The sequence below is a fragment of the Streptomyces sp. NPDC051738 genome, from assembly GCF_044453205.1.
Taxonomy (GTDB): domain Bacteria; phylum Actinomycetota; class Actinomycetes; order Streptomycetales; family Streptomycetaceae; genus Streptomyces.
This window is the reverse complement of the sequence record NZ_JBITCM010000001.1, coordinates 332721-355038: the sequence shown is the minus strand read 5'-3', so window position 1 is coordinate 355038 and position 22318 is coordinate 332721. Positions and strand designations below refer to the sequence as shown.

Sequence of the window (22318 nt, the reverse complement as noted above, 5' to 3'; positions counted from 1 at the left end):
CGGGGTGGGGGCGTGGGTGCGATGGAGAAGCTGGGGGCGGGGGATCCGCAGGGGATCGGGGTGTACCGGCTGCTGGCGCGGCTGGGCGCGGGCGGCATGGGCGACGTCTATCTCGCCCGGTCGGACCGCGGCCGTACCGTCGCCGTCAAACTCGTACGGCGTGAGCTGGCCGCCCAGGAGGAGTTCCGGGCCCGGTTCCGGCAGGAGGTGGGGGCCGCTCGGCGGGTCGGTGGGTTCTGGACCGCGCCGGTGCTCGACGCGGACACCGAGGCCGAGGTGCCCTGGGTCGCCACCGGGTATGTCGCCGGGCCCAGCCTCCAGCAGGTCGTCGGGCGCGACCACGGGGCGCTGCCCGAGCGTTCGGTACGGATCCTGGCGGCGGGGCTGGCGCACGCGCTCAAGGACATCCACGCCGCGGGGATAGTGCACCGGGACCTGAAGCCGTCCAACGTCCTCGTCACCATCGACGGGCCCCGCGTCATCGACTTCGGGATCGCCCGCGCGCTGGAGACGGTGGACGAGAGCGGGCTCACCCGCACCGGCGCGCTCGTCGGGTCGCCGGGGTTCATGGCGCCCGAGCAGGTGCGCGGCGACCGGATCACGCCCGCCTGCGACGTGTTCTGCCTGGGCTCGGTGCTCGCGTACGCCGCGACCGGCAACCTGCCCTTCGGATCCGTCGACAGCGGCGCGCACGCCGTGATGTTCCGGATCGCCCAGGAGGAACCCGATCTGGAGGGCGTGCCCGAGGGGATCGCCGAACTGGTCCGGGACTGTCTGCGGAAGGACCCGGGGACCAGGCCGACGCTGGACCGGATCCTGGAACGCACGGGGGCCCAGGACACCGTCTCGGACGGACGGTCCCGGGATCCGTGGCTGCCGAGTGCGCTGGTGGCGCAGTTGGGGCGGCATGCGGTGCGGCTGCTGGACACCGAGGATCCGACTGCCTCCCCCGAGCACGCTCCCGCGTCCGGCGTGACGCCGCCGGACCAACTCCCCACCATGGCCGCCACCCAGAACGGGCAGGCCTCCCCGCAGCAGCACCCGCAGCACCCCCAGCATCCGCAGCACCCGGCGTACGGCTATCCGCAGACGGGCCCGCCCTCGCCGCCCGGGGCGCCCGCTCCGGCCGGCCCACCGGCGCCGTACGCCCCGAGCTCGTCGTACGGCAGCCCGAACCCGCCCTACAGCCCGTCCCCGTCATACGGCCCGAACTCGCCGTACAGCCCGAACTCGCCGTACAGCCCCACCCCGCCCTACGGCCCACCCCCGCCGTTCCTCCCCACCACCCCGCCCGAACCACCCCAGCGAAACGGCCGCACCACAGTGGCGCTCGTCCTCATCGCGCTGGTCGTCGCGCTCGCGGCCGGTGGCTCGGTGTACGCCCTCATGAACGGCAGCGGTGACGACAGGGCCGGCGGTGATCCGACCGCCACCCCGACCGTCACCACGACCACCGACACCACCGAGCCCAGTACGTCCCCCACCCCAACCCCCTCGACCTCGGCGGACGGCACGATCCCCGCCGACTACCTGGGCACCTGGACGGCCTCCATCGACAACGCCACCGGCGAGAACACCCGTCGGCTGACCATCCGGCAGGGCGAGGTGGGCGACCCGGTCCTCTCCCTCGTCGCCGAGGGACCAGCCGGCACCGGCACCTACCACTGCGAGTTCGAGGCGCCGCTGGCCGAAGAGCCCGGCGACGCCGGCCCGTTGGCGATCGGTCCGTCCACCGTGAGGACCGGCGAGCCGGCCTCCGCGTGCTCGCCGGGCGAGGCCACCGAGATCAGGCTGCTGCCCGACGGCACGCTGGAGCGCGTGAACACGAGCAGCGGGGAGAAACTGACGTACACCAGGCAGTAACCCCAAATACCTGTGCGCGTAAGGCCGTTGAGGTCACAGGAACCTACTGTGACCCCGGTGGAGTGGCTGAGCGCGGAGAACGTCGTGGCCGTCGGCACCGCGGTGCTCGGCGTCGTCGCGTCCGGTGTCATGGTCTGGTACGAGCGGCGGGTGCCGCGCAAGAAGCGCATCGGGTACCGCGTCCAGATGGACAACCCCATAGGCGATGACGTGCGGTCGGGCCGGGCCAACGTCCGGCTCGGCCTGTTCGACGCCGACATGGACGACGCGACCCTCGTACTGCTGCGCGTCGAGAACGACGGCTCGCAGAGCATCGACCGCGACGACTACACCGGCCCCGAACCGCACGGCCTCACCGCGGTGTTCACCGACCGCACCATCCGGGGCGTCTCGGTCACCCAGCCGACCGACATCGACCACCTGATGGACCACTTCACCGCCCAACGGGGCTTCGGCTACGAGGGCAACCGGCTGCGCGTCCCGCGCGTCCCGCTCAACCCCGGCGACCACTACAAGCTGCTGGTGATGCTGTCCGGCGGTGACGTGGGCTGTGACATCCGGGTGCGCGGCGGCATCCGGGGCGGCGAGGTGCACCCCAACCGCAGCGCGACGCCGGACGACAAGGCGCCGGTGTTCAGCCTCCCGGCCAGGATCTTCACCGGACTGCTCACCCTCTCCGTCCTCGCCCTCGCGGGCATCGTCGTCTTCCGGGACGGCAATCCGATCGAGTGCGAGGAGGGCGAGCTGACGGTGATCGGCTCGACCGCCTTCGAGCCGGTGATCGAGACGCTGGAGAAGAGCTACGAACGCAAGTGCGCGGGCGCCGAGATCGACGTCCAGACGCGCGGCAGCGAGGCGGGCGTCGCCGAACTCGCCGCCCTGGCCGACCGGTCGACGTCGGGGGCGCGGTCGGTGATCGCGTTCTCCGACGGTCCGCTGGGCGACCGCCTGGGCCTGAGGGGGAAGAAGGTCGCGCTGTCCGTCTTCACGCTCGTCGTCAACGACGGGATCGATCTCGGGCCGGCCGGCCTGACCGTGCGGCAGGTGCGGGACCTCTACAAGGGCCGGTACAAGCGCTGGGGCGAGGTGATCCCGGACGCCGGAAAGGCGCTCGCCGACCTGCCCATCGTCCTCGTCAGCCGGAGCGACAGCTCGGGGACGCGGCAGGTCTTCCAGGACCGGGTGCTGGGGCAGTGGGAGCAGGCGCAGAGCACGTCGCTGGACTGCCGTCCGCCCAAGGGCACGGTCACCGCCGTGACGCGGTGCGAACTCGCCGGCACGAGCGACGTCCTGGACAAGGTCGCCGAACAGCCCGGCGCCATCGGGTACAGCGAGCTGACCGTCGCCGCCGAGCACAAGGGCGTGCGGACGGTGGCGCTCGACGGCGACCGCGCGAACGTGGACGAGATCGAGCGCGGCGACGGCTCCTACCCGTACCGCGACATCGAGTACGCCTACACCGACGGCACGCCCCCTGACGACTCCCTCACGGCCGGGTTCCTCGCCTACCTGGACGAGGAGAGCAGCCGGCAGGTGATCCGCACGCGGGGGCATCTGCCGTGCGGGACGCCGGTAGGGGTGAGGTTGTGCAACTGAGGCGCTGCGGTAGCGCTACTGAGGCAACTGAGGCGCTCTTGCTGTCTGTTGTTGCGTCTGTTGTTGTGTCCACAACCATGACGGACGACGTCGGTCGGCATCGGCAGCCCCGGGAGGACACATGCGTCCCAGCCCCACCAGGAGAACGGTTCTGACCACGACGGCGGCGACGGGCGTCGCGGCGTTGGGAGCGGCGGGGACGGCGGCCGCGGCACCGGAGTCGCCCGCAGCCGACAACCCCCCGCCAACCGGCGATCACCCGCCCGCCACCGCCCAGCGCCCCACCCGCGAACTCCGCACGCTCCTCCGGGAGATCGACCCCGCCCGCATCGAGGCCACCACCCGCAAACTGGTCTCCTTCGGCACCCGGCACACCCTCTCCGTCCAGGACGACCCCGTACGCGGCATCGGCGCGGCCCGCGACTGGCTGGCGGCGGAGCTGAGGTCGTACGCGGCGGCCTCGGGCGGCCGGATGACGGTGGAACTCCAGTCGTACGTCCAGGAACCGGCCCCGCGCATCCCCACCGCCACCCGCATCACGAACGTGATCGCGACCCTCCGCGGCGCGGTGACGCCCGACCGCGTCTACGTCGTCTCCGGCCACTACGACTCCCGCGTCACGGACGTCATGGACGCGACCTCCGACGCGCCGGGCGCGGACGACGACGCGTCCGGCGTGGCCGTCGTACTGGAGCTGGCGCGGGTGATGGCGAAACGCCGCCCGGCGTCGACGATCGTGTTCGCGGCGGTGGCGGGGGAGGAGCAGGGACTGTATGGCGCGGCGCACCTGGCACAGCAGTTGAAGTCATCAGGCGCGGACGTCCAGGCCATGTTCACGAACGACATCGTCGGCAGCTCCACGGCGGACGACGGCACGCGCGACCCGTACACGATCCGCCTGTTCGCCGAGGGCGTCCCGTCCTCCGAAACCCCCGAGGAGGCGGCGACCCGCCGCTCGGTGGGCGGCGAGAACGACTCACCGACCCGCCAACTGGCCCGATTCGTCGCGGACGTAGCCGAAAACGACGCGACAGCCATGAACATCCGGGTCATCTACCGCAGAGACCGCTACCGCCGGGGCGGCGACCACATCCCCTTCCTCGAACGTGGCTACCCGGCCGCCCGCTTCACCGAGCCGGCCGAGGACTTCGCCCACCAGCACCAGGACGTCCGCGTCGACGAGACCGGCAAGCAGTACGGCGACCTGCCGGAGTTCTGCGACTTCGCCTACACGGCGAGGGTGGCAAGGGTGAACGCGGCGACCCTGTGGACCCTGTCCCAGGCCCCCGGCACCCCGAAAGCCGCGAAAATCATCACCACCGACCTGACGAACTCCACCACCCTGACCTGGACGAAGGGCCTGGAACCCGACCTCACCGGCTACGAGATCGTCTGGCGCGAGACGACATCCCCGAACTGGACCCACGTCCTCCCGGCGGGCGACGTGACGACCCACGAGGTGGACCTGTCGAAGGACAACGTGTTCGTCGGGGTGAGAGCGGTGAACCGGGCGGGCCTGCGGAGTCCGGTGGCTTTCCCGGCCCCACAGGCGTAGGCAGGCATTTCAGCCTGTCCGGCGTTTGAGGACGAGGCCCTTTCGGGGCCGAAGCGGGGGTCTGGGGGCGGCAGCCCCCAGGGACGGGACGGGTAGGGGCGGCGGGGGCGAGAAGAACCCCGCGTCACCTCACCGCGGCTCGGGCGGCCGCTGCCGGGGCATGTTCGGCCGCGCCCCATTCCCCGGCGGCACCGCGAACCGCCCCACCCCCACCCCCGCATCCTGCCGAGTCCCCCCGGCCACCGCCGACTGAATCCCCATCGGCGCGGACCCGGTCCGGAACTCCACCATCCAGTCCGCCGTCTCCGCCCGCACCAACTCCGTCACGTCCTCGGAGAACCGCCGCAACACCCCCAGACACCGCTCCGCCGCCTCCCCGGCCGTCCCCTCCGCCGGCCCCAGCACCTCCCGCACACTCTCCGTCGCCCAGTCGAACTGCAACACCTGCAGCCGCCGCTGCACGGCCTGCGCGGTGGCGACGTCCCTTATCCACCCGGACGTCACCCCGAAGAACCGGTCGACCGCCATACACGCCACCCCCAGCACCAGCGCGAGATACCCCCACGGCGCCGTCCCGCTCGCCACCCCCGTCAGATCCAGCAGAGGAAGCGCGGCCCCCACAACCGCCCCCACCGCCGCCCCGCCCCGCAACGCCCGAGCCCCCCGCCGCTTCCACACCCGATCCGCGAGATACCACGCGGCGGTGTTCATCGCCCCCCGCTCCACCCACCGGTACAGCTCGTCCAGCCGTACCGCGGTCTCCCCCCAGTCGCCATGCGGAAACGCCCGCCCCGTCAGATCACCCGGCCGCAGTCCGGCCGCCCCTTCGCCGCCCCGCCCGTCCTGCGGTGACCTCTCGGGCTGCATCTCCGGCTGACCCACCCGGCACTCCCTACTGTCACGGTGCGTGACATCACATGCGAACTACGCGGTGAAATCGACCCCCGTAATGCACAGAACGTCACGCAGCACCTGAGGCTGACGCGCCGGAATCCTTCCTACCGCCCAATGGGTGGCGAAGAGATGCCTTTCGCCTCTTTTCCGCCCGGAAGGGGGCCTTGATCAGGTATAGACCTTCAGTTCCTCTCACTCGAAAGAGTGCTGGGGCGACGGCCGCGCGGACCACGTAGGCTCGTGCTGAACGGCAAAGCCGAGCGGGAATCCCGTACGGACAACCCGTGCAGGCACGCGTAGAGACACGCGGGACAGACGCAAGGAGCTGATCGTGATCCCCGGTGGTGGCCAGCCCAACATGCAGCAGCTGCTCCAGCAGGCCCAGAAGATGCAGCAGGACCTGGCGAGGGCGCAGGAGGAACTGGCGCAGACGGAGGTCGAGGGCCAGGCGGGCGGCGGCCTGGTGAAGGCCACGGTGACGGGCTCCGGCGAGCTGCGGGCGCTGAAGATCGACCCGAAGGCGGTGGACCCGGAGGACACCGAGACCCTCGCCGACCTGGTCATCGCGGCCGTACAGGCGGCCAACGAGAACGCGCAGACGCTCCAGCAGCAGAAGCTGGGCCCGCTGGCCCAGGGCCTGGGCGGCGGCAGCGGCATCCCCGGCCTGCCCTTCTGACGCCGCGGGTGTTGCCCGGCTTGCCTTTCTAAGACGGGCCGCCGCCAACTACGGTACGTACCGTAAGGAACCGCAGGACCCAGGAAGGACGGCAGTCCGTTGTACGAAGGCGTGGTCCAGGACCTCATCGACGAACTGGGGCGGCTGCCCGGCGTCGGTCCCAAGAGCGCGCAGCGGATCGCCTTCCACATCCTCCAGGCGGAACCGACGGACGTACGGCGCCTCGCCCAGGCCCTGATGGAGGTCAAGGCGAAGGTCCGCTTCTGCGCGACATGCGGCAACATCGCGCAGGAGGAGCTGTGCAACATCTGCCGGGACCCGCGCCGCGACCCGGCGGTGATCTGTGTGGTCGAGGAGCCGAAGGACGTCGTCGCGATCGAGCGGACCCGAGAGTTCCGCGGCCGTTACCACGTCCTCGGCGGCGCGATCAGCCCGATCGAGGGTGTCGGGCCGGACGACCTGCGTATACGAGAACTTCTCGCGCGGTTGGCCGACGGTGCGGTCACGGAACTCATCCTGGCCACGGACCCGAACCTGGAAGGCGAGGCCACGGCCACGTACCTCGCCCGCATGATCAAGCCCATGGGCCTGAAGGTCACCCGCCTGGCCAGCGGCCTCCCGGTGGGTGGCGACCTGGAATACGCGGACGAGGTCACCCTCGGCCGCGCCTTCGAGGGGAGACGACTCCTAGATGTCTGACGCCACGCTGCACGCGACCGAGCAGAACCCGGACGACTTCGCGGTCCAGATCTCGGACCAGATCGAGAGCTTCCTGGTCGCCGTCACGGAGGTCGCGAAGGGCGACGAGCCGGGCTCGACCGTGCCCTTCCTCCTCCTGGAGGTCTCCCAACTCCTCCTGGCCGGCGGCCGCCTGGGCGCCCACGAGGACATCGTCCCCGACGAGCGCTACGAGCCCGACCTGGGCCCGGAGCCGGACGTGGACGAACTCCGCATGAACCTCGCCCGCCTGCTGGACCCGGTGGACGTCTACTCGGAGGTCTTCGACCCCTACGAGCCCCGCAAGGCCCCGGTCCCGGCCCGCATCTCCGACGACCTGGCCGACGTCATCACCGACCTGCGCCACGGCATGGCCCACTACCGCGCCGGCCGCACCGCGGAGGCCCTGTGGTGGTGGCAGTTCTCGTACTTCTCCAACTGGGGCTCCACGGCGTCCGCGACCCTGCGCGCCCTGCACTCGGTCCTGGCCCACGTCCGCCTCAACCAGCCGCTGGAGGAGCTGGACGGCCTGGACACGGACCAGGGTGTGATGGGCGACGAGACCCTCGAATTCGAGGCCGGCAGGGTGATGCAGCAGGAGATCGGCGACCAGTTGGGGCTGCGCCCGGCGAAGTGACCCATGTGGCCCGCGCGCACCGTGTGACGCGGGTTACAGAGAAAGGCCTCTGAAGTGGCGTAATGCTCCGACCCCTCGGGGGGTCTCACTGGCACACCGGTTGGCCCACCCGACCGGTGCCCCGCCCCCCCCGAACGGAGCCCCGCCCATGCACGTCACCCTGGAGCAGCCGACCGGCGCCCGCCTGATCACCGCCGCGGACCAGGACATCGCGATACCCGCGACCCTCCGCTACACCTCCGCCGACCCGCTCGCCGTGCACATCGTCTTCCCGCCCCATGTCACCCTCGACGGCGAGGGTGTGACATGGACGTTCGCCCGCACGCTCCTGGGTGAGGGGCTGGGCACCCCCGCCGGGCTCGGCACCGTGCGCGTCCGGCCGTGCGGGGAGTCGCACACGTACGTCGAGTTCCACTCGTCGGAGGGCACGGCCGTGCTCCGCTTCGCCACCGCGGACCTGTACCGCTTCCTGGCCCGCACCTACACCGTGATCGCCCCCGGTGAGGAGACGGTCGGGGCGGAGCTGGACCAGGGTCTCGTGGCGCTGTTCGGGGGGCGGGTGTGATGCGCGGCCACTGCACGGGGTGCCGGACCGGGCGCAGCGGGTAACGTCGTCGGTATGAGTATCGATGTCGAACTCACCGGCCGACTCGCCCAGTTGGGCCTGCGCCTGCCGGAGGTCAGCCCGCCTCGGGGTGCCTACGTGCCGGCGGTGCGCAGCGGCTCCCTCGTGTTTGTGGCCGGCCAGGTGCCCATGGCGGACGGCGAGTTGGTGGCCACCGGCAAGGTCGGGGACGGTGTGACCACCGAGGAGGGATACGCGCTCAGTCGGCGCTGTGCGCTCGCCGCCCTGGCCGCGGCCGTCTCCGTCGCGGGGGAGCGGGCCGTGGTGGGTGTGGTGAAGGTGGTCGGGTATGTGGCGTCCGCCGACGGGTTCACCGGGCAGCCCGGTGTCGTCGACGGTGCGAGCGATCTCTTCCTCGCGGTCTTCGGCGAGGCGGGCCGTCACGCGCGCAGTGCGGTCGGCGTCGCGGAGCTGCCGCTGGGCGCTCCCGTCGAGATCGAGGTCGTCTTCGAGACCGCGTGAGACGCCCGCCGGCCCGGACGGGGATCGGTGGACCGAGGGCGGGTCGGTTCACATACGGACAGCGGTGCCCGTGATTCCGATGCCGCTGCCGGGCTCGTGCGGAATCGACACCGAGATCGTGCTGGGGCGCCCCATGTCCGCGCCCTGATGGACGGTCAGGGTGGCCGGCGTGGGCACGAGCCGCAGCTCCCTCAGGTAGCCGCCGAGAGCGGCGGCCGCCGCGCCGGTGGCGGGGTCCTCGACGACACCGCCGGGCGGGAACGGATTGCGGGCGTGGAACACCGTCGCCGACTCCCGCCAGATCAGGTCGACGGTGGCCCAGCCCTTGCGGTCCATGAGGGCGGAGAGCGCGGGCATGTCGTAGTCCAGGTCGGCCAGGCGTTCCCGGTCGGCGGCGGCGACCACCGGATGCCAGGCGCCGGCGTACGCGGCGCGCGGCGGCAGCGCCGGATCGAGGTCCTCGGCGGGCCAGTGCAGGGCGGTGAGCAGCTCGGCCAGGTCGTCCTGGGGGATCGGTGCGCTCCGGGGTTCGACGCTCACCAGGGAGGCGACCAGGGAGCCGTCCGCCTCGACGGTCGTGGTGACGGGTACCGGGCCCGCCTTGGTGCGCAGCCGCAGCGGCCCGGGGCCGTGCCGGTGCGCGTAGGCGACGGCGGCCGCGATGGTCGCGTGGCCGCAGAACGGCACCTCGGCGAGCGGGCTGAAGTACCTGACGCCCAGGGTGCCGTCGGTGGACGGCAGCATGAACGCGGTCTCGGAGTAGCCGACGTCGGCCGCGGTCGCCAGCATCGCCGCCTCGTCGACCCCGGTGGCGTCCAGCACGACACCCGCCGGGTTGCCTCCGGCGGGGTCGGTGGCGAACGCTACGTAGCGTAGAACCTCCATCCGCCGACCGTAGCGGCGGAGGCTGTCAAGCGCCAGCGGATCGGGTGGAGTTGACGGCGACCGGTCAGCCCCAGGTGAGCAGGTCGCCCGTGATGCTCAGTCCCATCGAGAACCCCAGTGCGATACGGCGGCCCCCCTCGCTCGGGCGTACGGCATGGAAGTTGCGCGGGTCGAGGAGCAGGGCCTCGCCGACGGCGGGCCTGATCTCGACCGACTCCGCGTCGCTGACGACCGTCTCGGCATAGCCGTAGGAGTGCGGCAGCCGGTGGGCCTCGTCGGCGGGGTGCCAGCGGTGCCGCCAGATGACCGTCTCGCCGCCGGTGTCCGGGACGGACAGATACAGGTTGAACGCGAACTGGGCGACCAGTGGGGAGTCCAGCAGATCTCCCTGGAACTCGCGCAGTGCCTCGTCGAAGTGGACCTGGAAGCCGTAGTTGGGTTCGCGGGCGACGCCGGGCGTCAGCTCCCGCCCGCCGTTGGTGCCGACCGCCACCCTGCCGGGCCACTGGGCGCCGAGTGCCTCGCGGCACAGCGCGAAGGGGTCGTAGGGGAGTCCGAGGCGCTGCCAGGCCTCTCGGCTGGAGGCGACCGCGGGCCAGTAGCTGTCGGCTATAGCGCCGTTCGCGCGGTGGTCGCTGACGCCGACGCCGAACCGCAGCACGGGCGGCTGGACGCGCTGTCTGCCGTACGACTCGAAGGGGGAACTCTCCAGCGCGCGAAGGATCTCCGCGCACGTGGTGGCGGGCATGAGGCCGGGCACCCGGACGGCGGCGCGACGGCCGGCCGCGAGGTCGGCTATGTGCTCGCGGGAGAAGGCCGTGGTGGACACCACGGAGAAGTGGGGGTCGTGCGGTACGGCTTGAGGATGAGCGGACAAGTCGGCAAGACGCATGTCTGGCACCCCGTCTCTCGCAGGACCGTACGGTGTGTCACGCCTGGTGGGCGTAGCTGAAGTCCCGGAAGGCGGTGGCCGCGCTGGTCTCCAGGACATGACGGTCGGACCGCAGGGCGTCGAGGGCGATCTGTCGTGCGATCTCGTGTCGGGATAACTCCGCGGAGTGGTCCGGCTTTTCCTGTTCCGGCTCCGCCGCCAAGGTTTTCTCTGCCGCTAAGGCTTCGTCGTGCTCGGGATCCTTGTCCCTGTCGTCGACGTGTTTCACACAGGCCCCCCTGGTGCTATGTCGTTCATGCGGTGTCACGGTTGTGTCACCCTCAGCATTCAGAGAGTGAGGGGTGTCGATGGTAGGACGCAAGCCCCCATCCGGGCGTTGTTTCCTGCCAACTCACAGCAGTCCCAAGGCCTTTGCTAGAGGTTTTCGTCCATACGGTTGAGCAGGTACCGCGTCAGGCGTACTTCGCGATGCGCTTCTCCGAGGACCCGCACCTGGTCCGCGAGCAGTGAGTTCAGGGCGGTGGTGGCCTCCTCGACCTGTCCGCGCATCAGCAGGGCCTTGCCCCGGACGTAGCGCAGCCGCATCACCGGGTGGGAGTCGAGGGACTGCCGGGCGTCCCGGAGCCCGCTGTCGATCATGGCGAAGGCCTCGTCCACCTTCAGCTGCTCCAGCAGCGCGCACCCCAGACTCTCCCGGACGTGCAGGGTCTCCGGCGTGCCGGGTGCCCACTTGCGCAGCCTGATCTCCAGGATCTCGCGCAGATGGGTCTCCGCCTCGGCGAGCGAGTCCAGCGCGAGCAGGGCGCGCGCGTGGGTGTGCCGTACGACCATGGTGTCGGCGTGTTCGGGGCCCCGGACGCCCTTCTCGTGCTCCACGACCGACCGCAGGATCTTCTCGGCCTCGGGTGCCCGGTCCTGCTCCAGGATGGCCCGGGCCAGCTTGTGGCGGCTGGCCAGGGTGTCGTGGTGGCGGTCGGTCAGAATCTCCGTCCGCCGTGCGATGACCGCCTTCAACTCGGCTTCGGAGGCTTCCAGTTCGCCGGTCTCCAGGTCGATACGGGCCTTCTCGTGGCGCAGTCCGAGGATCTCCCGGTCGTCGCGGTGGAAGCCGAACGCCTCGCACTGCTCGATCATCGGCAGCAGGAGCGTCCGGGCCGGCGCCAGGTGCCCGGCGACCAGCAGGTAACGGACCGTCAGCCGGGCGAGTTCCAGGGCGGAGGTGAGCACGCTGCGGTCGTCGGTGGGGCCGTCGGCCCGCAGGATGCTGCGCGTGACCTCGATGGTGTGCGGGGCCACCGTGGGCCACACCGTCCACGCGTCGGGGTAGTCGGGGTCGTGGTCCCGTATCGCGTCGAGCAGCATGTGGACGTTGAGGGCGTAGTAGTCGGTGCTGCGCCGCTGCACGTCCTGGTCGGCGCGGAGGATGGTGTGGACGAAGGGGTGCAGGGTGAGGAAGTCCGCGCGGGTGTGGTCCACCTCGATCAGGTCGAGATCGCGCAGGCCCATGATCGCTTCGATGCGCTGGTTCGTCGTGAACTCCGTCCAGAGCGCGGACCTGGTCGGCGCCTCACCCCGCAGCAGGCGTCTGTACGGGATCGGGGCGATGTTCAGGCAGGCGAGCGCCTTGAGCAGCGGGGCCGCCTGGGGCAGCCCGCGTCGCTCCAGCAGGCCCAGTGAGATGCCGTACACCTCGTCGACGATCTTCTCCAGGCCCAGCGACTCGTCGTCGCCGTTCTTCCGGGAGCCGGGCGGGGACGTGGAGCGGCGGGCCCAGGCCTTGCGGTAGGTCTCGAAGTCCCGGATGTCATTGGCGCCCAGGGAGACGCCGCTCTCGCGGACCGACCGGATGTACTTCGCGGCGGTCCTGAGCGCCAGGGGGAGGCCGCCCAGCTCGTGGGAGAGCAGACGGGCCTGTTCCGTCGTACCGGCGCCGGGGCCCGTGCGTTCGATGAGCATGGACGCGCCGTCCGTGTCGTCGAGCCGTGGGACTCGGCGGACCTGGCTCCAGTCGCCCCAGATGTCCCGGTTGTTGACCTGGCTGGTCACGACGATCATGCCGTTGCCGCCCTCCGGCGGGCGCAGCCATCCCGTGCCGTCCTTGACCGAGCCGCCACGCGGCGCGAGCCTGGCCTCTGGTTCGTCGGCGTTGTCGAAGACGATCAGCCAGGGTTTCTCGGCGGCGTTCAGGAAGCGCCAGACCAGGTCGGTCTGGCTGCGGTCGCCCCGCCAGGCCTCGTCCGCCTGGCTGTCCGGGATGCCCAACTCCCGGGCCACTTCCCGCATACAGGCGCTGAGCTGGTTCACCCGTACCCACCACACCAGGCGGCCGCGGGCGACGGCCTGGGCGGCGATCTCCAGGGCCAGCCGGCTCTTTCCGCTCCCGCCCGGACCGGTCAGCACGTGCACGCCGGAGCCGGAGCCGGAGGTCACGATGTCGGAGACGATCTGCTGACGCGTCCGACCGTGCAGTCTGCCGTCCTTGTGGGGGAGGGCGACCGAGAAGGGTCCCTCCTCTTCGCCGGGCAGCTCCGCGGGTTGCGGGGCCGGGGCCGGTAACGCCGCCGGTGCGTCGGGGGGTTGGGGTGCCTCCTGCGCGGCGACGACCTCGCGGAGGATCTTCTTGAGTACGACGTAGGACTCGGCGGCGCGGTCGGCGGGCTTGACGATGCTGCGGTGGTCGCCCTCGATGGTCTCGCCGCCCCAGGGGTTGGTGGCGTTGACGGCCGGTACGACGTTGTCGGTCTGTCCGCCGAACGCGGAGATGGGTATCGGGCACTCCGAATCGGAGGCCGTCTTGGCGTTGACCACTCTCTGCAGCACGGTCCGCTGGGCTTCCAGCACCGCGCGGGTGCTCAGGGGACGCAGTTCGCGTTCCTGGACGTTCCTCCAGAACAGCAGGGCCTTGCGCAGGAACAGGAAGAACCCCGAGCCGTTGTTGGGGCAGCTGTACATCACGATGTGCTTGATGTGCGCGAGTTCGCCGCCGCGGTGGTGCCACAGCCTGCGGGCCAGGAAGCGCTGGACGACGAGCCCGCCCTGGCTGTGGCTGACCAGGACGATCGGTGCCCCGTCGGCGCACTGGTGACGCACATAGCTGCCCAGCCGGTCGGCTATGTCGTCGACGTCGGCGATACGGCGGTCGGGCCGTAATCGGATCTTGGGCGAGTCGTAGCCGAAACAGCGGACCGTGACCCGGCGCCTCAACTCCCGGTCCTTGGCGAGCAGGGCGGTGAACTTCTTCCAGGTGTCGGCGTTGGAGAACAGACCGTGGACGAAGATCACGTGGGTGTTCGCCGACATCGCCATCGGAACCTCCGCGGCCCAAGGGCCAGTCGTCGCCGGTGGGGCTGCCTTTCGCGTCGAAAGGCGCCGCGTCATTGATGAATGATGCACGAGCGGTGACACCCAGGCCAAGGACGCGGTTGACCACGAGGGTGTAGCCCGCTACACCCTCCCTTCGGGAGACCACTCCCTCGTCGCTGACCTCGTAAAACGCGATCGTTGATGTCACCAGGTCAACGGCCGCCGCGGTGGCCCCGCCCCGAAGGAAACCCCCATGAAGGCTCTGCTCTCCTCCCGCCCCGTTCTGTGGTTCCTCTTCCTCTTCAACGCCGTCGTCGCCGCGGCCGCGCCCTTCGTCGTCGACGGCACGCAGGGCGTCATGACCGCCGTCGGCATGGGCGTCGTATCGCTCGGGGCCGGGGTCGAGCTGGTGCGCGGCCGCAGGAAGCGTCCCGCCGTCGTGTGACCGGGCGGTTACCCGGCGTGAATTGGAACCGTGTTGTCCCGGGCCTGTACGTCCCCTGCACGGGCCCTAACCGGTGCACGGCGAATCTGGAGTCACTTCCACCGCAGGGGCAACCGCCCAACAGGACGCGGAGGGAGGGAAACCCACCGGACCCCGCACTGGAGATCGCGATGACTCGTCGTTCCATAAGCAAGCGCGTAGCCATAGCCACCGCCACGGCCGTGGTTGCCGTCGGCACCGTCGCCGCCGGTGCGGCCGTCGCCGGGCCCTCGTGGGGCGAGAGCAAGCAGCCCACCAAGAAGCAGGTGCTCGGCCTGTTCGACCAGTGGAACGCGGCCCTGCAGACCGGCGACTCCAAGAAGGTGGCCGACCTGTACGCGAAGGACGGGGTCCTGCTGCCGACCGTCTCCAACAACGTCCGCTCGGACAGAGCCGAGATCGTCGACTACTTCGACCACTTCCTGCAGAACAAGCCGGTCGGCACGAAGATCGAGTCGCACGTCAACATCCTCGACTCCAACAGCGTGATCGACGCCGGAACCTACGAGTTCAAGCTCACCGACCCCAAGACGGGCGAGAAGAGCACCGTCAAGGCCCGCTACACCTACGCCTACGAGAAGCGGGGCGGCGAGTGGCTGATCGTCAACCACCACTCCTCGAAGATGCCCGAAGGGTGATCCGCACCTGGAGCCCGCCTCCGGGAGAGTCCCCGAGCGTCACGGACCCGCCGTCGTCGGTCACCAGTTGCTTGACGACGGCGAGGCCGAGGCCCGAACCGGCCTTCCCGGTCAGGCCCTTGCCGCGCCAGAAGCGGTCGAAGGCCCGGGACTTCTCGGTGTCGGACATGCCGGGACCCTCGTCGAGAACCGCGAGCTCCACCTCGTCGCCCTTCGGCTCCACCCGGACCGTGATCGTGCCGCGGTCCGGCGACACCTCAAGGGCGTTCGAGAGCACGTTGTCCAGCACCTGGTCCAGATGACCCGGGCTGGCCAGCACAAGCAGCCGGCCGTCGGCACTCCCCCTGAGCGCGATGGTGACTCCGCGCTCGTCGGCGGCCGGCCTCCACACGTCCAGCCTCTCCCGCACGATGTCCCAGATGGGGAGGGGTTCCGCCGCGGTGACCTTCGCCTCGGCCCGCGCCAGCACCAGCAGGCCGTTCACCAGCCGGCTCATCCGGACGACCTCGGCCGTGGCCTGCTCGACGTCCTCCTTGACGAAGTCGTCGTCCACCCCGTCCGCGATGTTGTCCAGCGACAGCCGCAGCGCGGTGAGAGGAGTACGGAGTTGATGCGAGGCGTCGGCGACGAAGATGCGCTGCGAGGCGATCAGGGTGTCGAGGCGTTCGCCGGCCTGGTTGAGTGTGAGGGCGAGGGTCTGTGTCTCCGGCGGGCCGGTCACCGGGGAGCGGGCCGTCAGGTCGCCGTCGCTGAACTTGCTCGCCATCTCGTTGAGCTGGCGCAGCGGCCGGGTGATACGTCGGGCCGCCGCCGCGCCGATCACGGCGGCCACGGCGAGGACGACCACCGCGAGGCCGGCGCGGAAGCCCCAGATCTGCCACAGCCGGCTGGTCATGTCGTCGGTGTAGTACACGATGCGTACGGCGCCGACGACCGGGCCGTTGTTGCGGCCGTCGAGCTCCTTCTTGCTTGCGCGGGCGGGCACCGTGACCTCGAGCTGCGGACCCCAGATGAAGGAGGATCCCCAGTCGGTCGTGGACTTGCCCTGCTCCAGGGCCCTGGTCAGGGCCGCGTCCTGCTTCGGGCTCAGCAGTTCGGTGTCGCAACGCTTGGTCACCTGGACCTTGCCGGGCGTCTCGCCGCCGTACGCCTTGGCCATCTCGTCCAGCGCCGCGCACGACGAGGTGTTTCCGTTGCCGAGCAGCAGGGCCATGGTTTCGGCCTCGCGCTCTACGGAGTCCGCGGTGTCCTCCCGCAGCTGGTCCGTGAGCGTGAAGGCCACCGGCACGGTGAACAGGGCGATGGCTACGGCGACGAGACCGACGTAACTGCGGATGAGCTGACGGATCATGACGCGCCGCTACCGTCGTCGCTCTTGTCGCCGCCCACGATCTCCAGCCGGAACCCGACCCCCCGCACCGCCTCGATCGTGATCGCCCCCGCCAACTTCCGCCGCAACGCCGCCACATGCACGTCCAGCGTCTTCGTCGGCCCGAACCAGTTCGCGTCCCAGACCGCTTCCATGATCTGTTCGCGCGACATCAGCGCCCCGGGCTCCTCGGTGAGGAAGGCCAGCAGGTCGTACTCCTTGGGCGCGAGGGACACCTCCTCGCCGTCCAGGCGGACCCGGGCCGCCTTGCGGTCGATGGTCAGGCGGGCGCCGTAACGGTCCGGGCCGACCTCGGCGGCGGCAGCGGACGCACGGGGCTGGATGCGGCGCATCACCGCACGTATCCGCGCGATGACCTCCCGCACCCCGAACGGCTTGGACACGTAGTCGTCCGCACCGAGCTCAAGACCGACCACCCGGTCCGTCTCGTCGCTGCGGGCGCTGATCACGATGATCGGCACGTCACCGCGCTCGCGCAGCTCCTTGCAGACGTCGAGGCCGTCGGTGTCGGGCAGACCGAGATCGAGGAGTACGACGTCGTAGGGCTCGGCGTGGCTCAGCGCCGCGGCGCCCGTACTGACCCAGGCCACCTCGAAGCCGTAGCGCAGCAGTCCGCGCCGGAGCGACTCGGCGACCGGTTCGTCGTCTTCCACCAGAAGTACCCGCACAGGGCGAACCATAGTGGTTGAACTTTAAAGACGACCGGTCGCCGAGCCGCCGGGCGATCAACGGACGATCAGGCGGCGGACAAATCGGCGGCTACCACATCACCGGCAGCCGCTCCGGGATCCGTTTCATGAACCCGGTCCGCCACACCAGCTGCTCGATCGGCACCGCGAGCCGCAGCCCCGGCATCCGCTCCAGCAGGACCTCCAGCGCGATCTCGGCGTGCCTCCGGCCGAGCGCGGTGGCGGGGCAGTAGTGCCGGCCGCCGCCGAAGGAGAGGTGGGCGGTGGCGTTCGCGCGGCCGAGGTCGACGGTGTGCGGGTCGGGGAAGGCGTCCGGGTCGAAGTTCGCCCCCTCGACGAGCACCAGGACGAGGTCGCCGGCCTTCACCTCCACCTCTCCCAGCCGTACGTCCTCCGTCGCCAGCCGTGGCAGGCCGTCGCCGATGGAGAGGTTGATGCGCAGGAGTTCGTCCACGGCGGCCGCGGTCTTCCCGGGGTCGGTGACCAACTCGGCCTGGAGGCCCGGATGCTGGATCAGTGACACCAGCGCCATCGCCAGGAAGCCCGAGGTGGAGATGACGCCCGCGCCGAACATGGTCACGCCGACCGTGGCGAGCATCTCGTCGGTGAGATGGTCGTAGTCGGGGTCGGCGCGCAGCGCGGCGAGTTCCGCCATCAGGCCGGTCGTCGCCGGGTCGTCGAGCCGCTCGGCCATGTACGCGATGTCCCGGTCCCAGTTCAGCCGGGCGCCCGCGACCGGGCAGGCCGAGTTCATGAACGCGATGTCCAGGCTCCGCATCAGCCGGGGTGCGTCCGCCGGCGGGATGCCGAGGATGCGGCAGTGCATGCCCGCCGAGTACGGGTCGGCGAAGCCGGCGCGCAGGTCGGCCGGGGCGCCCTCGCGGATCAGCCCGTCGACGAGCTCGGCGGCGTACGCGCGCATCCACTCCGCGAGGCCGGGGCTCTTCGGGTTCAGCGCCTTCAGTACGGCCTTGCGCAGGCCGGCGCCGGTGATGTTCCCCATGTTGTTGACGACCTCGGGCGGGATCGTCAGCGCGTACTGGCGGGGCACGCCGGGGGCGGAGGTGTCCTTGAGGCTGAAGCGCGGGTCTTCGAGGACCTGCTTGCACAGGTCGTACGACGAGACGAGCCAGGCCTCGTCGCCGGCGATGGTGCGGACGCGGCGCACGGGGGTTTTGGTGCGCAACTCCTCGACCTCGTCCGGGAGTTGGTCGCCGCGCCAGGAGAACGGGAAGTCGATGAGGTCGTCAGTGAGCATCGGTGGTCCCCTCGGCGGGCGTGACGATGGCGTGGCCCTGGTTGCGGGAGGCGCGCAGGCCGGCGCCCCGGGAGTAGAGCAGCTCGGCCATCGGCAGGAGCTGGTGGTAGCAGTTCAGGGAGGAGGGGACGTCGAGGATGGCGGGGGTGTCCAGGAAGAGGGGCGCCTCGGCGCAGACGTAGTCCAGGCAGACCTCGCGTTGTGCCTCGGTCACCTGCCCCGCCTTGTCGGCCAGGAAGGAGTCGACGAGTTTCTCGCAGGTCGTGCGGAACTCGTCGTCGGTGGCGAGCCGCGCCCGGAGGTGGTCGTGGATCTCGCGGTACGCCGGGTTGCCGCGGAAGTCGGACATGGCGTGCGAGTGCAGGCGGGCGCCGCCGGGGTCGACGGCCTGGACGGCGCCGAGGACCTTGGCCCGTACGCCGCGCAGGTTCTTCACCGCCTTGCGGCGCGCGTCGTCGGGCGGATAGCCGGACGCCGCGTACATCTCGGCCACGTACAGGTCGGTGTAGACGAAGTCCACCCGCTCGAACAGGGCGAGGCCCCAGCGGGCGAGGTCGTGCACGCGCTGGGCGGAGAAGTAGCTGTTGCCCGGGGAGACACCGATGACGGCGTGGTCGCCGGCGGTGCGGATGACTTCGCAGTGCGGGGTGAAGGGCTGGATCTTGAAGAGGCCGGCCGGAGAATCGGCGGTCGTATCGGCCCGAGTGACGTGCTGGATCTCTGAAGCGGTCACAGTCGTCAAAGGAGGAGATTCCTTCGCGTCGCAAGTCCCGATGGGGCCTTGTGCCCCTGGTGTAGCGACGACGACGCGAAGTTAGCGGGCGACTACGGAGAGCGTCAATGGTCATCCGGTGGCACGCACCACCCGTAGTGATCTGTCCCATCGGCCGTCCGTAGTGACCTGTCCCACTTTCCGGAGTGCCCCGCCCCCCACCGGGCAGACACCACCCCGGAGCGCCCGAATCTCACCATCTGGGAACCCCGAGGTCGTTTTCGGGCGCTCGGTAAAATGAGCCGACACACACGGACTGAGCGAGGAGCGCACGTGGGCCTTGTCGTGCAGAAGTACGGAGGCTCCTCCGTAGCCGATGCCGAGGGCATCAAGCGCGTCGCCAAGCGAATCGTGGAAGCGAAGAAGAACGGCCACCAGGTGGTCGTCGTCGTTTCCGCGATGGGCGACACGACGGACGAGCTGATCGATCTCGCCGAGCAGGTATCTCCGATGCCGGCTGGGCGTGAGTTCGACATGCTGCTGACCGCCGGGGAGCGGATCTCCATGGCCCTGCTGGCGATGGCGATCAAAAACCTGGGCCACGAGGCCCAGTCCTTCACCGGTAGCCAGGCAGGCGTCATCACCGACTCGGTCCACAACAAAGCCCGGATCATCGACGTCACGCCGGGCCGGATCCGTGACTCGGTGGACGCGGGCAACATCGCCATCGTCGCCGGATTCCAGGGCGTCAGCGCGGACAAGAAGGACATCACCACGCTGGGCCGCGGCGGGTCGGACACGACCGCCGTCGCGCTCGCGGCCGCGCTGGACGCCGAGGTGTGCGAGATCTACACCGACGTCGACGGCGTGTTCACCGCCGACCCGCGGGTGGTGAAGAAGGCGAAGAAGATCGACTGGATCTCCTTCGAGGACATGCTGGAGCTGGCCGCGTCCGGCTCGAAGGTGCTGCTCCACCGGTGTGTGGAGTACGCCCGTCGTTACAACATCCCGATCCACGTGCGGTCCAGCTTCAGCGGGCTGCAGGGCACGTGGGTCAGCAGTGAGCCGATCGAGCAAGGGGAAAAGCCGGTGGAGCAGGCCATCATCTCCGGTGTCGCGCACGACACCTCCGAGGCCAAGGTCACGGTCGTCGGCGTGCCGGACAAGCCGGGCGAGGCCGCCGCGATCTTCCGTACGATCTCCGACGCCGAGATCAACATCGACATGATCGTGCAGAACGTGTCCGCCGCCTCCACCGGGCTGACGGACATCTCCTTCACGCTCCCCAAGGCCGAGGGCCGCAAGGCCATCGACGCCCTGGAGCGCAACAAGCACGGCATCGGCTACGACTCGCTGCGCTACGACGACCAGATCGGCAAGATCTCCCTGGTCGGCGCGGGGATGAAGACCAACCCGGGCGTGACGGCCGACTTCTTCACCGCCCTGTCCGACGCCGGCGTGAACATCGAGCTGATCTCGACCTCCGAGATCCGCATCTCGGTCGTGACCCGCGCCGACGACGTCAACGAGGCCGTCCGGGCCGTGCACTCCGCCTTCGGGCTCGACTCCGACAGCGACGAGGCTGTCGTGTACGGGGGCACCGGACGCTGATGGCGGGGACGGGTCCCCGTCGACCGACACTCGCGGTCGTGGGAGCGACCGGCGCCGTCGGCACGGTCATGCTCCAGATCCTCTCCCAGCGCGCCGACGTCTGGGGTGAGATCCGTCTGATCGCCTCGCCACGCTCGGCCGGCCGCAAGCTGGCCGTGCGCGGCGAGGAGGTCGAGGTGGTGGCGCTCGGCGAGGAGGCCTTCGCCGGGGTCGACATCGCGATGTTCGACGTACCGGACGAGGTGGCCGCCCGCTGGGTGCCGATCGCCGCCGCCAAGGGTGCGGTGGTGGTCGACAACTCGGGCGCCTTCCGGATGAACCCGGAGGTGCCCCTCGTCGTCCCCGAGGTCAATCCGCACGCCGTGCGGATGCGGCCGCGCGGCATCGTCGCCAACCCCAACTGCACGACCCTCTCCATGATCGTCGCGCTGGGCGCGCTGCACGCCGAGTTCGGGCTGCGCTCTCTGGTTGTCTCGTCCTACCAGGCGGTGAGCGGGGCCGGGCGCGCCGGTGTGGAGACGCTCCGGCAGCAGCTGTCCCTGGTCGCCGGTACGGAACTGGGCACCAGCCCCGGTGACGTGCGGCGGGCCGTCGGCGACAACACCGGGCCGTTCCCGGAGCCGGTCGCGCTGAACGTCGTGCCGTGGGCCGGTTCGCTGCGTGAGGACGGCTGGTCGTCGGAGGAGATGAAGGTGCGGGACGAGTCCCGCAAGATCCTCGGGCTGCCGAAGCTGCCGGTCGCGGTGACCTGTGTGCGGGTGCCGGTGCTGACCGGGCACTCGCTGACCGTGCACGCCCGCTTCGAGGGCGACGTCACCGTGGCCAAGGCGCGCGAGATCCTGGCCACCGCGCCGGGGGTCGTGCTGTACGACAACCCGGATGCCGGGGAGTTCCCGACGCCCTCCGATGTCGTGGGCACGGATCCGACCTGGGTCGGGCGGGTGCGGCGCGCACTCGACGATCCGACGGCGCTCGAACTCTTCGTCTGCGGGGACAACCTGCGCAAGGGCGCGGCGCTCAACACCGCACAGATCGCGGAGCTGGTGGCGGCGGAGTTCTCGTGAGGCGCCCGTGGTGCCGTAAATCTCCGGGGTGCCGGCTGAATCGTTTGTAGGATCTCTGTGAAGAGTGTGAGGCGATCGATGGTCCGGACCACTTGATCCAGGACCCGATGGCAGCAGAAGATTTCCTCCCCGCCCTGCAACCGCTTGCAGGGCGGGGAGCGTCTTTGCGGTCACCTTTCAGGGGTGTGAAGACGCGTTTTTTCTGGCGTGGGGACGCCACGAGCAGGGCGTGGGGACGTTCTGCTTTTTCTGGACATAAGGGAAGAGCGGGTAGGCATGTGGGCGTTTGACGCACGGTCAGCTGTGCTGCCTGGCACGAGACGCGCGATCGCGGGGACTGGCGCAAAAGTGACGTCCGGCACGTACA

The 22318-nt window shown here is 70.3% G+C and carries 21 protein-coding genes; 12 read left to right on the top strand and 9 right to left on the bottom strand.

The annotated features are described in order from the left end of the window. The first annotated feature begins 21 nt into the window (after positions 1 to 21). The 3 genes from ACIA8X_RS01490 (at position 22) to ACIA8X_RS01480 (ending at position 5014) form a co-directional block, all read left to right on the top strand. Positions 22 to 1863, top strand: coding sequence for a serine/threonine-protein kinase (locus tag ACIA8X_RS01490; protein ID WP_399457758.1), 1842 nt, complete (start codon positions 22 to 24; stop codon positions 1861 to 1863). Between the two features lie 57 nt (positions 1864 to 1920). Then, entirely contained in the window at positions 1921 to 3459 is a 1539-nt protein-coding gene (locus ACIA8X_RS01485) for a PstS family phosphate ABC transporter substrate-binding protein (protein WP_399457757.1), read from the top strand. 121 nt (positions 3460 to 3580) lie between these two features. Further along, positions 3581 to 5014 (top strand): M28 family metallopeptidase, encoded by a 1434-nt coding sequence (locus ACIA8X_RS01480; protein WP_399457526.1) that lies wholly within the window; start codon positions 3581 to 3583, stop codon positions 5012 to 5014. Positions 5015 to 5143: 129 nt separating this feature from the next. On the opposite strand, the gene ACIA8X_RS01475 is transcribed toward ACIA8X_RS01480, so the two are convergent. Further along, a complete protein-coding gene (locus ACIA8X_RS01475; RefSeq protein WP_093908685.1) occupies positions 5144 to 5896 on the bottom strand; it encodes an SLATT domain-containing protein in 753 nt (250 codons plus the stop codon). Positions 5897 to 6239: 343 nt separating this feature from the next. Here ACIA8X_RS01475 and ACIA8X_RS01470 point away from each other — a divergent pair, with 343 nt between their 5' ends. The 5 genes from ACIA8X_RS01470 (at position 6240) to ACIA8X_RS01450 (ending at position 9025) form a co-directional block, all read left to right on the top strand. Further along, positions 6240 to 6584: a YbaB/EbfC family nucleoid-associated protein gene (locus ACIA8X_RS01470; protein ID WP_048585591.1), complete on the top strand. Its 345-nt coding sequence runs from the start codon at positions 6240 to 6242 to the stop codon at positions 6582 to 6584. A gap of 99 nt (positions 6585 to 6683) precedes the next feature. Then, on the top strand, positions 6684 to 7283 hold the full coding sequence (recR, locus tag ACIA8X_RS01465; protein ID WP_393449703.1) for a recombination mediator RecR: 600 nt from the start codon (positions 6684 to 6686) through the stop codon (positions 7281 to 7283). Then, positions 7276 to 7938, top strand: a complete 663-nt coding sequence (locus ACIA8X_RS01460; protein WP_393449700.1) for a DUF5063 domain-containing protein — start codon at positions 7276 to 7278, stop codon at positions 7936 to 7938. Before recR ends, ACIA8X_RS01460 begins: the two co-directional genes overlap by 8 nt. A 148-nt stretch (positions 7939 to 8086) precedes the next feature. Next, a complete protein-coding gene (locus ACIA8X_RS01455) occupies positions 8087 to 8503 on the top strand; it encodes an SsgA family sporulation/cell division regulator (RefSeq protein WP_399457525.1) in 417 nt (138 codons plus the stop codon). Positions 8504 to 8557: 54 nt separating this feature from the next. Next, positions 8558 to 9025 (top strand): RidA family protein, encoded by a 468-nt coding sequence (locus ACIA8X_RS01450; RefSeq protein WP_393449694.1) that lies wholly within the window; start codon positions 8558 to 8560, stop codon positions 9023 to 9025. Between the two features lie 48 nt (positions 9026 to 9073). On the opposite strand, the gene ACIA8X_RS01445 is transcribed toward ACIA8X_RS01450, so the two are convergent. The 4 genes from ACIA8X_RS01445 to ACIA8X_RS01430 form a co-directional block, all read right to left on the bottom strand. Beyond that, positions 9074 to 9910, bottom strand: a complete 837-nt coding sequence (locus tag ACIA8X_RS01445) for a PhzF family phenazine biosynthesis protein (RefSeq protein WP_393449692.1) — start codon at positions 9908 to 9910, stop codon at positions 9074 to 9076. A 64-nt stretch (positions 9911 to 9974) separates the two neighbouring features. Next, positions 9975 to 10802: a proline hydroxylase gene (locus ACIA8X_RS01440; protein ID WP_393449689.1), complete on the bottom strand. Its 828-nt coding sequence runs from the start codon at positions 10800 to 10802 to the stop codon at positions 9975 to 9977. A gap of 37 nt (positions 10803 to 10839) precedes the next feature. Next, positions 10840 to 11070 (bottom strand): hypothetical protein, encoded by a 231-nt coding sequence (locus ACIA8X_RS01435; RefSeq protein ID WP_393449686.1) that lies wholly within the window; start codon positions 11068 to 11070, stop codon positions 10840 to 10842. 146 nt (positions 11071 to 11216) lie between these two features. Continuing rightward, positions 11217 to 14108: an alpha/beta fold hydrolase gene (locus tag ACIA8X_RS01430; RefSeq protein ID WP_399457524.1), complete on the bottom strand. Its 2892-nt coding sequence runs from the start codon at positions 14106 to 14108 to the stop codon at positions 11217 to 11219. Between the two features lie 250 nt (positions 14109 to 14358). On the opposite strand from ACIA8X_RS01430, the gene ACIA8X_RS01425 reads away from it, so the two are divergent. Continuing rightward, a complete protein-coding gene (locus ACIA8X_RS01425; RefSeq protein ID WP_399457523.1) occupies positions 14359 to 14550 on the top strand; it encodes a hypothetical protein in 192 nt (63 codons plus the stop codon). A 170-nt stretch (positions 14551 to 14720) separates the two neighbouring features. Continuing rightward, on the top strand, positions 14721 to 15227 hold the full coding sequence (locus ACIA8X_RS01420; RefSeq protein ID WP_399457522.1) for an SgcJ/EcaC family oxidoreductase: 507 nt from the start codon (positions 14721 to 14723) through the stop codon (positions 15225 to 15227). On the opposite strand, the gene ACIA8X_RS01415 is transcribed toward ACIA8X_RS01420, so the two are convergent. From ACIA8X_RS01415 to ACIA8X_RS01400, 4 genes are all read right to left on the bottom strand, one after another. Beyond that, entirely contained in the window at positions 15193 to 16578 is a 1386-nt protein-coding gene (locus ACIA8X_RS01415) for a sensor histidine kinase (protein ID WP_393449674.1), read from the bottom strand. The genes ACIA8X_RS01420 and ACIA8X_RS01415 overlap by 35 nt on opposite strands. Further along, on the bottom strand, positions 16575 to 17285 hold the full coding sequence (locus ACIA8X_RS01410; RefSeq protein ID WP_393449671.1) for a response regulator transcription factor: 711 nt from the start codon (positions 17283 to 17285) through the stop codon (positions 16575 to 16577). Before ACIA8X_RS01410 ends, ACIA8X_RS01415 begins: the two co-directional genes overlap by 4 nt. Positions 17286 to 17376: 91 nt before the next feature. Beyond that, entirely contained in the window at positions 17377 to 18564 is a 1188-nt protein-coding gene (locus ACIA8X_RS01405; RefSeq protein WP_393449668.1) for a cytochrome P450, read from the bottom strand. Further along, the gene (locus tag ACIA8X_RS01400; protein ID WP_393450055.1) at positions 18554 to 19297 is read right to left on the bottom strand and encodes a tRNA-dependent cyclodipeptide synthase; all 744 of its coding nucleotides are present in this window, start codon (positions 19295 to 19297) and stop codon (positions 18554 to 18556) included. Before ACIA8X_RS01400 ends, ACIA8X_RS01405 begins: the two co-directional genes overlap by 11 nt. Before the next feature lie 312 nt (positions 19298 to 19609). On the opposite strand from ACIA8X_RS01400, the gene ACIA8X_RS01395 reads away from it, so the two are divergent. Next, positions 19610 to 20887: an aspartate kinase gene (locus ACIA8X_RS01395; RefSeq protein WP_393449665.1), complete on the top strand. Its 1278-nt coding sequence runs from the start codon at positions 19610 to 19612 to the stop codon at positions 20885 to 20887. After that, the gene (locus ACIA8X_RS01390; RefSeq protein ID WP_393449662.1) at positions 20887 to 21951 is read left to right on the top strand and encodes an aspartate-semialdehyde dehydrogenase; all 1065 of its coding nucleotides are present in this window, start codon (positions 20887 to 20889) and stop codon (positions 21949 to 21951) included. Before ACIA8X_RS01395 ends, ACIA8X_RS01390 begins: the two co-directional genes overlap by 1 nt. Positions 21952 to 22318 lie beyond the last annotated feature (367 nt).

What these genes read in the sequence shown, in the direction of transcription:
- ACIA8X_RS01445 (WP_393449692.1), bottom strand. Translation starts at nt 9,910, where the DNA reads ATGGAGGTTCTACGCTACGTAGCGTTCGCCACCGACCCCGCCGGAGGC.
- ACIA8X_RS01490 (WP_399457758.1), top strand. Translation starts at nt 22, where the DNA reads ATGGAGAAGCTGGGGGCGGGGGATCCGCAGGGGATCGGGGTGTACCGG.
- ACIA8X_RS01420 (WP_399457522.1), top strand. Translation starts at nt 14,721, where the DNA reads ATGACTCGTCGTTCCATAAGCAAGCGCGTAGCCATAGCCACCGCCACG.
- ACIA8X_RS01480 (WP_399457526.1), top strand. Translation starts at nt 3,581, where the DNA reads ATGCGTCCCAGCCCCACCAGGAGAACGGTTCTGACCACGACGGCGGCG.
- ACIA8X_RS01455 (WP_399457525.1), top strand. Translation starts at nt 8,087, where the DNA reads ATGCACGTCACCCTGGAGCAGCCGACCGGCGCCCGCCTGATCACCGCC.
- ACIA8X_RS01440 (WP_393449689.1), bottom strand. Translation starts at nt 10,802, where the DNA reads ATGCGTCTTGCCGACTTGTCCGCTCATCCTCAAGCCGTACCGCACGAC.
- ACIA8X_RS01450 (WP_393449694.1), top strand. Translation starts at nt 8,558, where the DNA reads ATGAGTATCGATGTCGAACTCACCGGCCGACTCGCCCAGTTGGGCCTG.
- ACIA8X_RS01460 (WP_393449700.1), top strand. Translation starts at nt 7,276, where the DNA reads ATGTCTGACGCCACGCTGCACGCGACCGAGCAGAACCCGGACGACTTC.
- ACIA8X_RS01430 (WP_399457524.1), bottom strand. Translation starts at nt 14,108, where the DNA reads ATGGCGATGTCGGCGAACACCCACGTGATCTTCGTCCACGGTCTGTTC.
- ACIA8X_RS01405 (WP_393449668.1), bottom strand. Translation starts at nt 18,564, where the DNA reads ATGCTCACTGACGACCTCATCGACTTCCCGTTCTCCTGGCGCGGCGAC.
- ACIA8X_RS01415 (WP_393449674.1), bottom strand. Translation starts at nt 16,578, where the DNA reads ATGATCCGTCAGCTCATCCGCAGTTACGTCGGTCTCGTCGCCGTAGCC.
- ACIA8X_RS01425 (WP_399457523.1), top strand. Translation starts at nt 14,359, where the DNA reads ATGAAGGCTCTGCTCTCCTCCCGCCCCGTTCTGTGGTTCCTCTTCCTC.
- ACIA8X_RS01390 (WP_393449662.1), top strand. Translation starts at nt 20,887, where the DNA reads ATGGCGGGGACGGGTCCCCGTCGACCGACACTCGCGGTCGTGGGAGCG.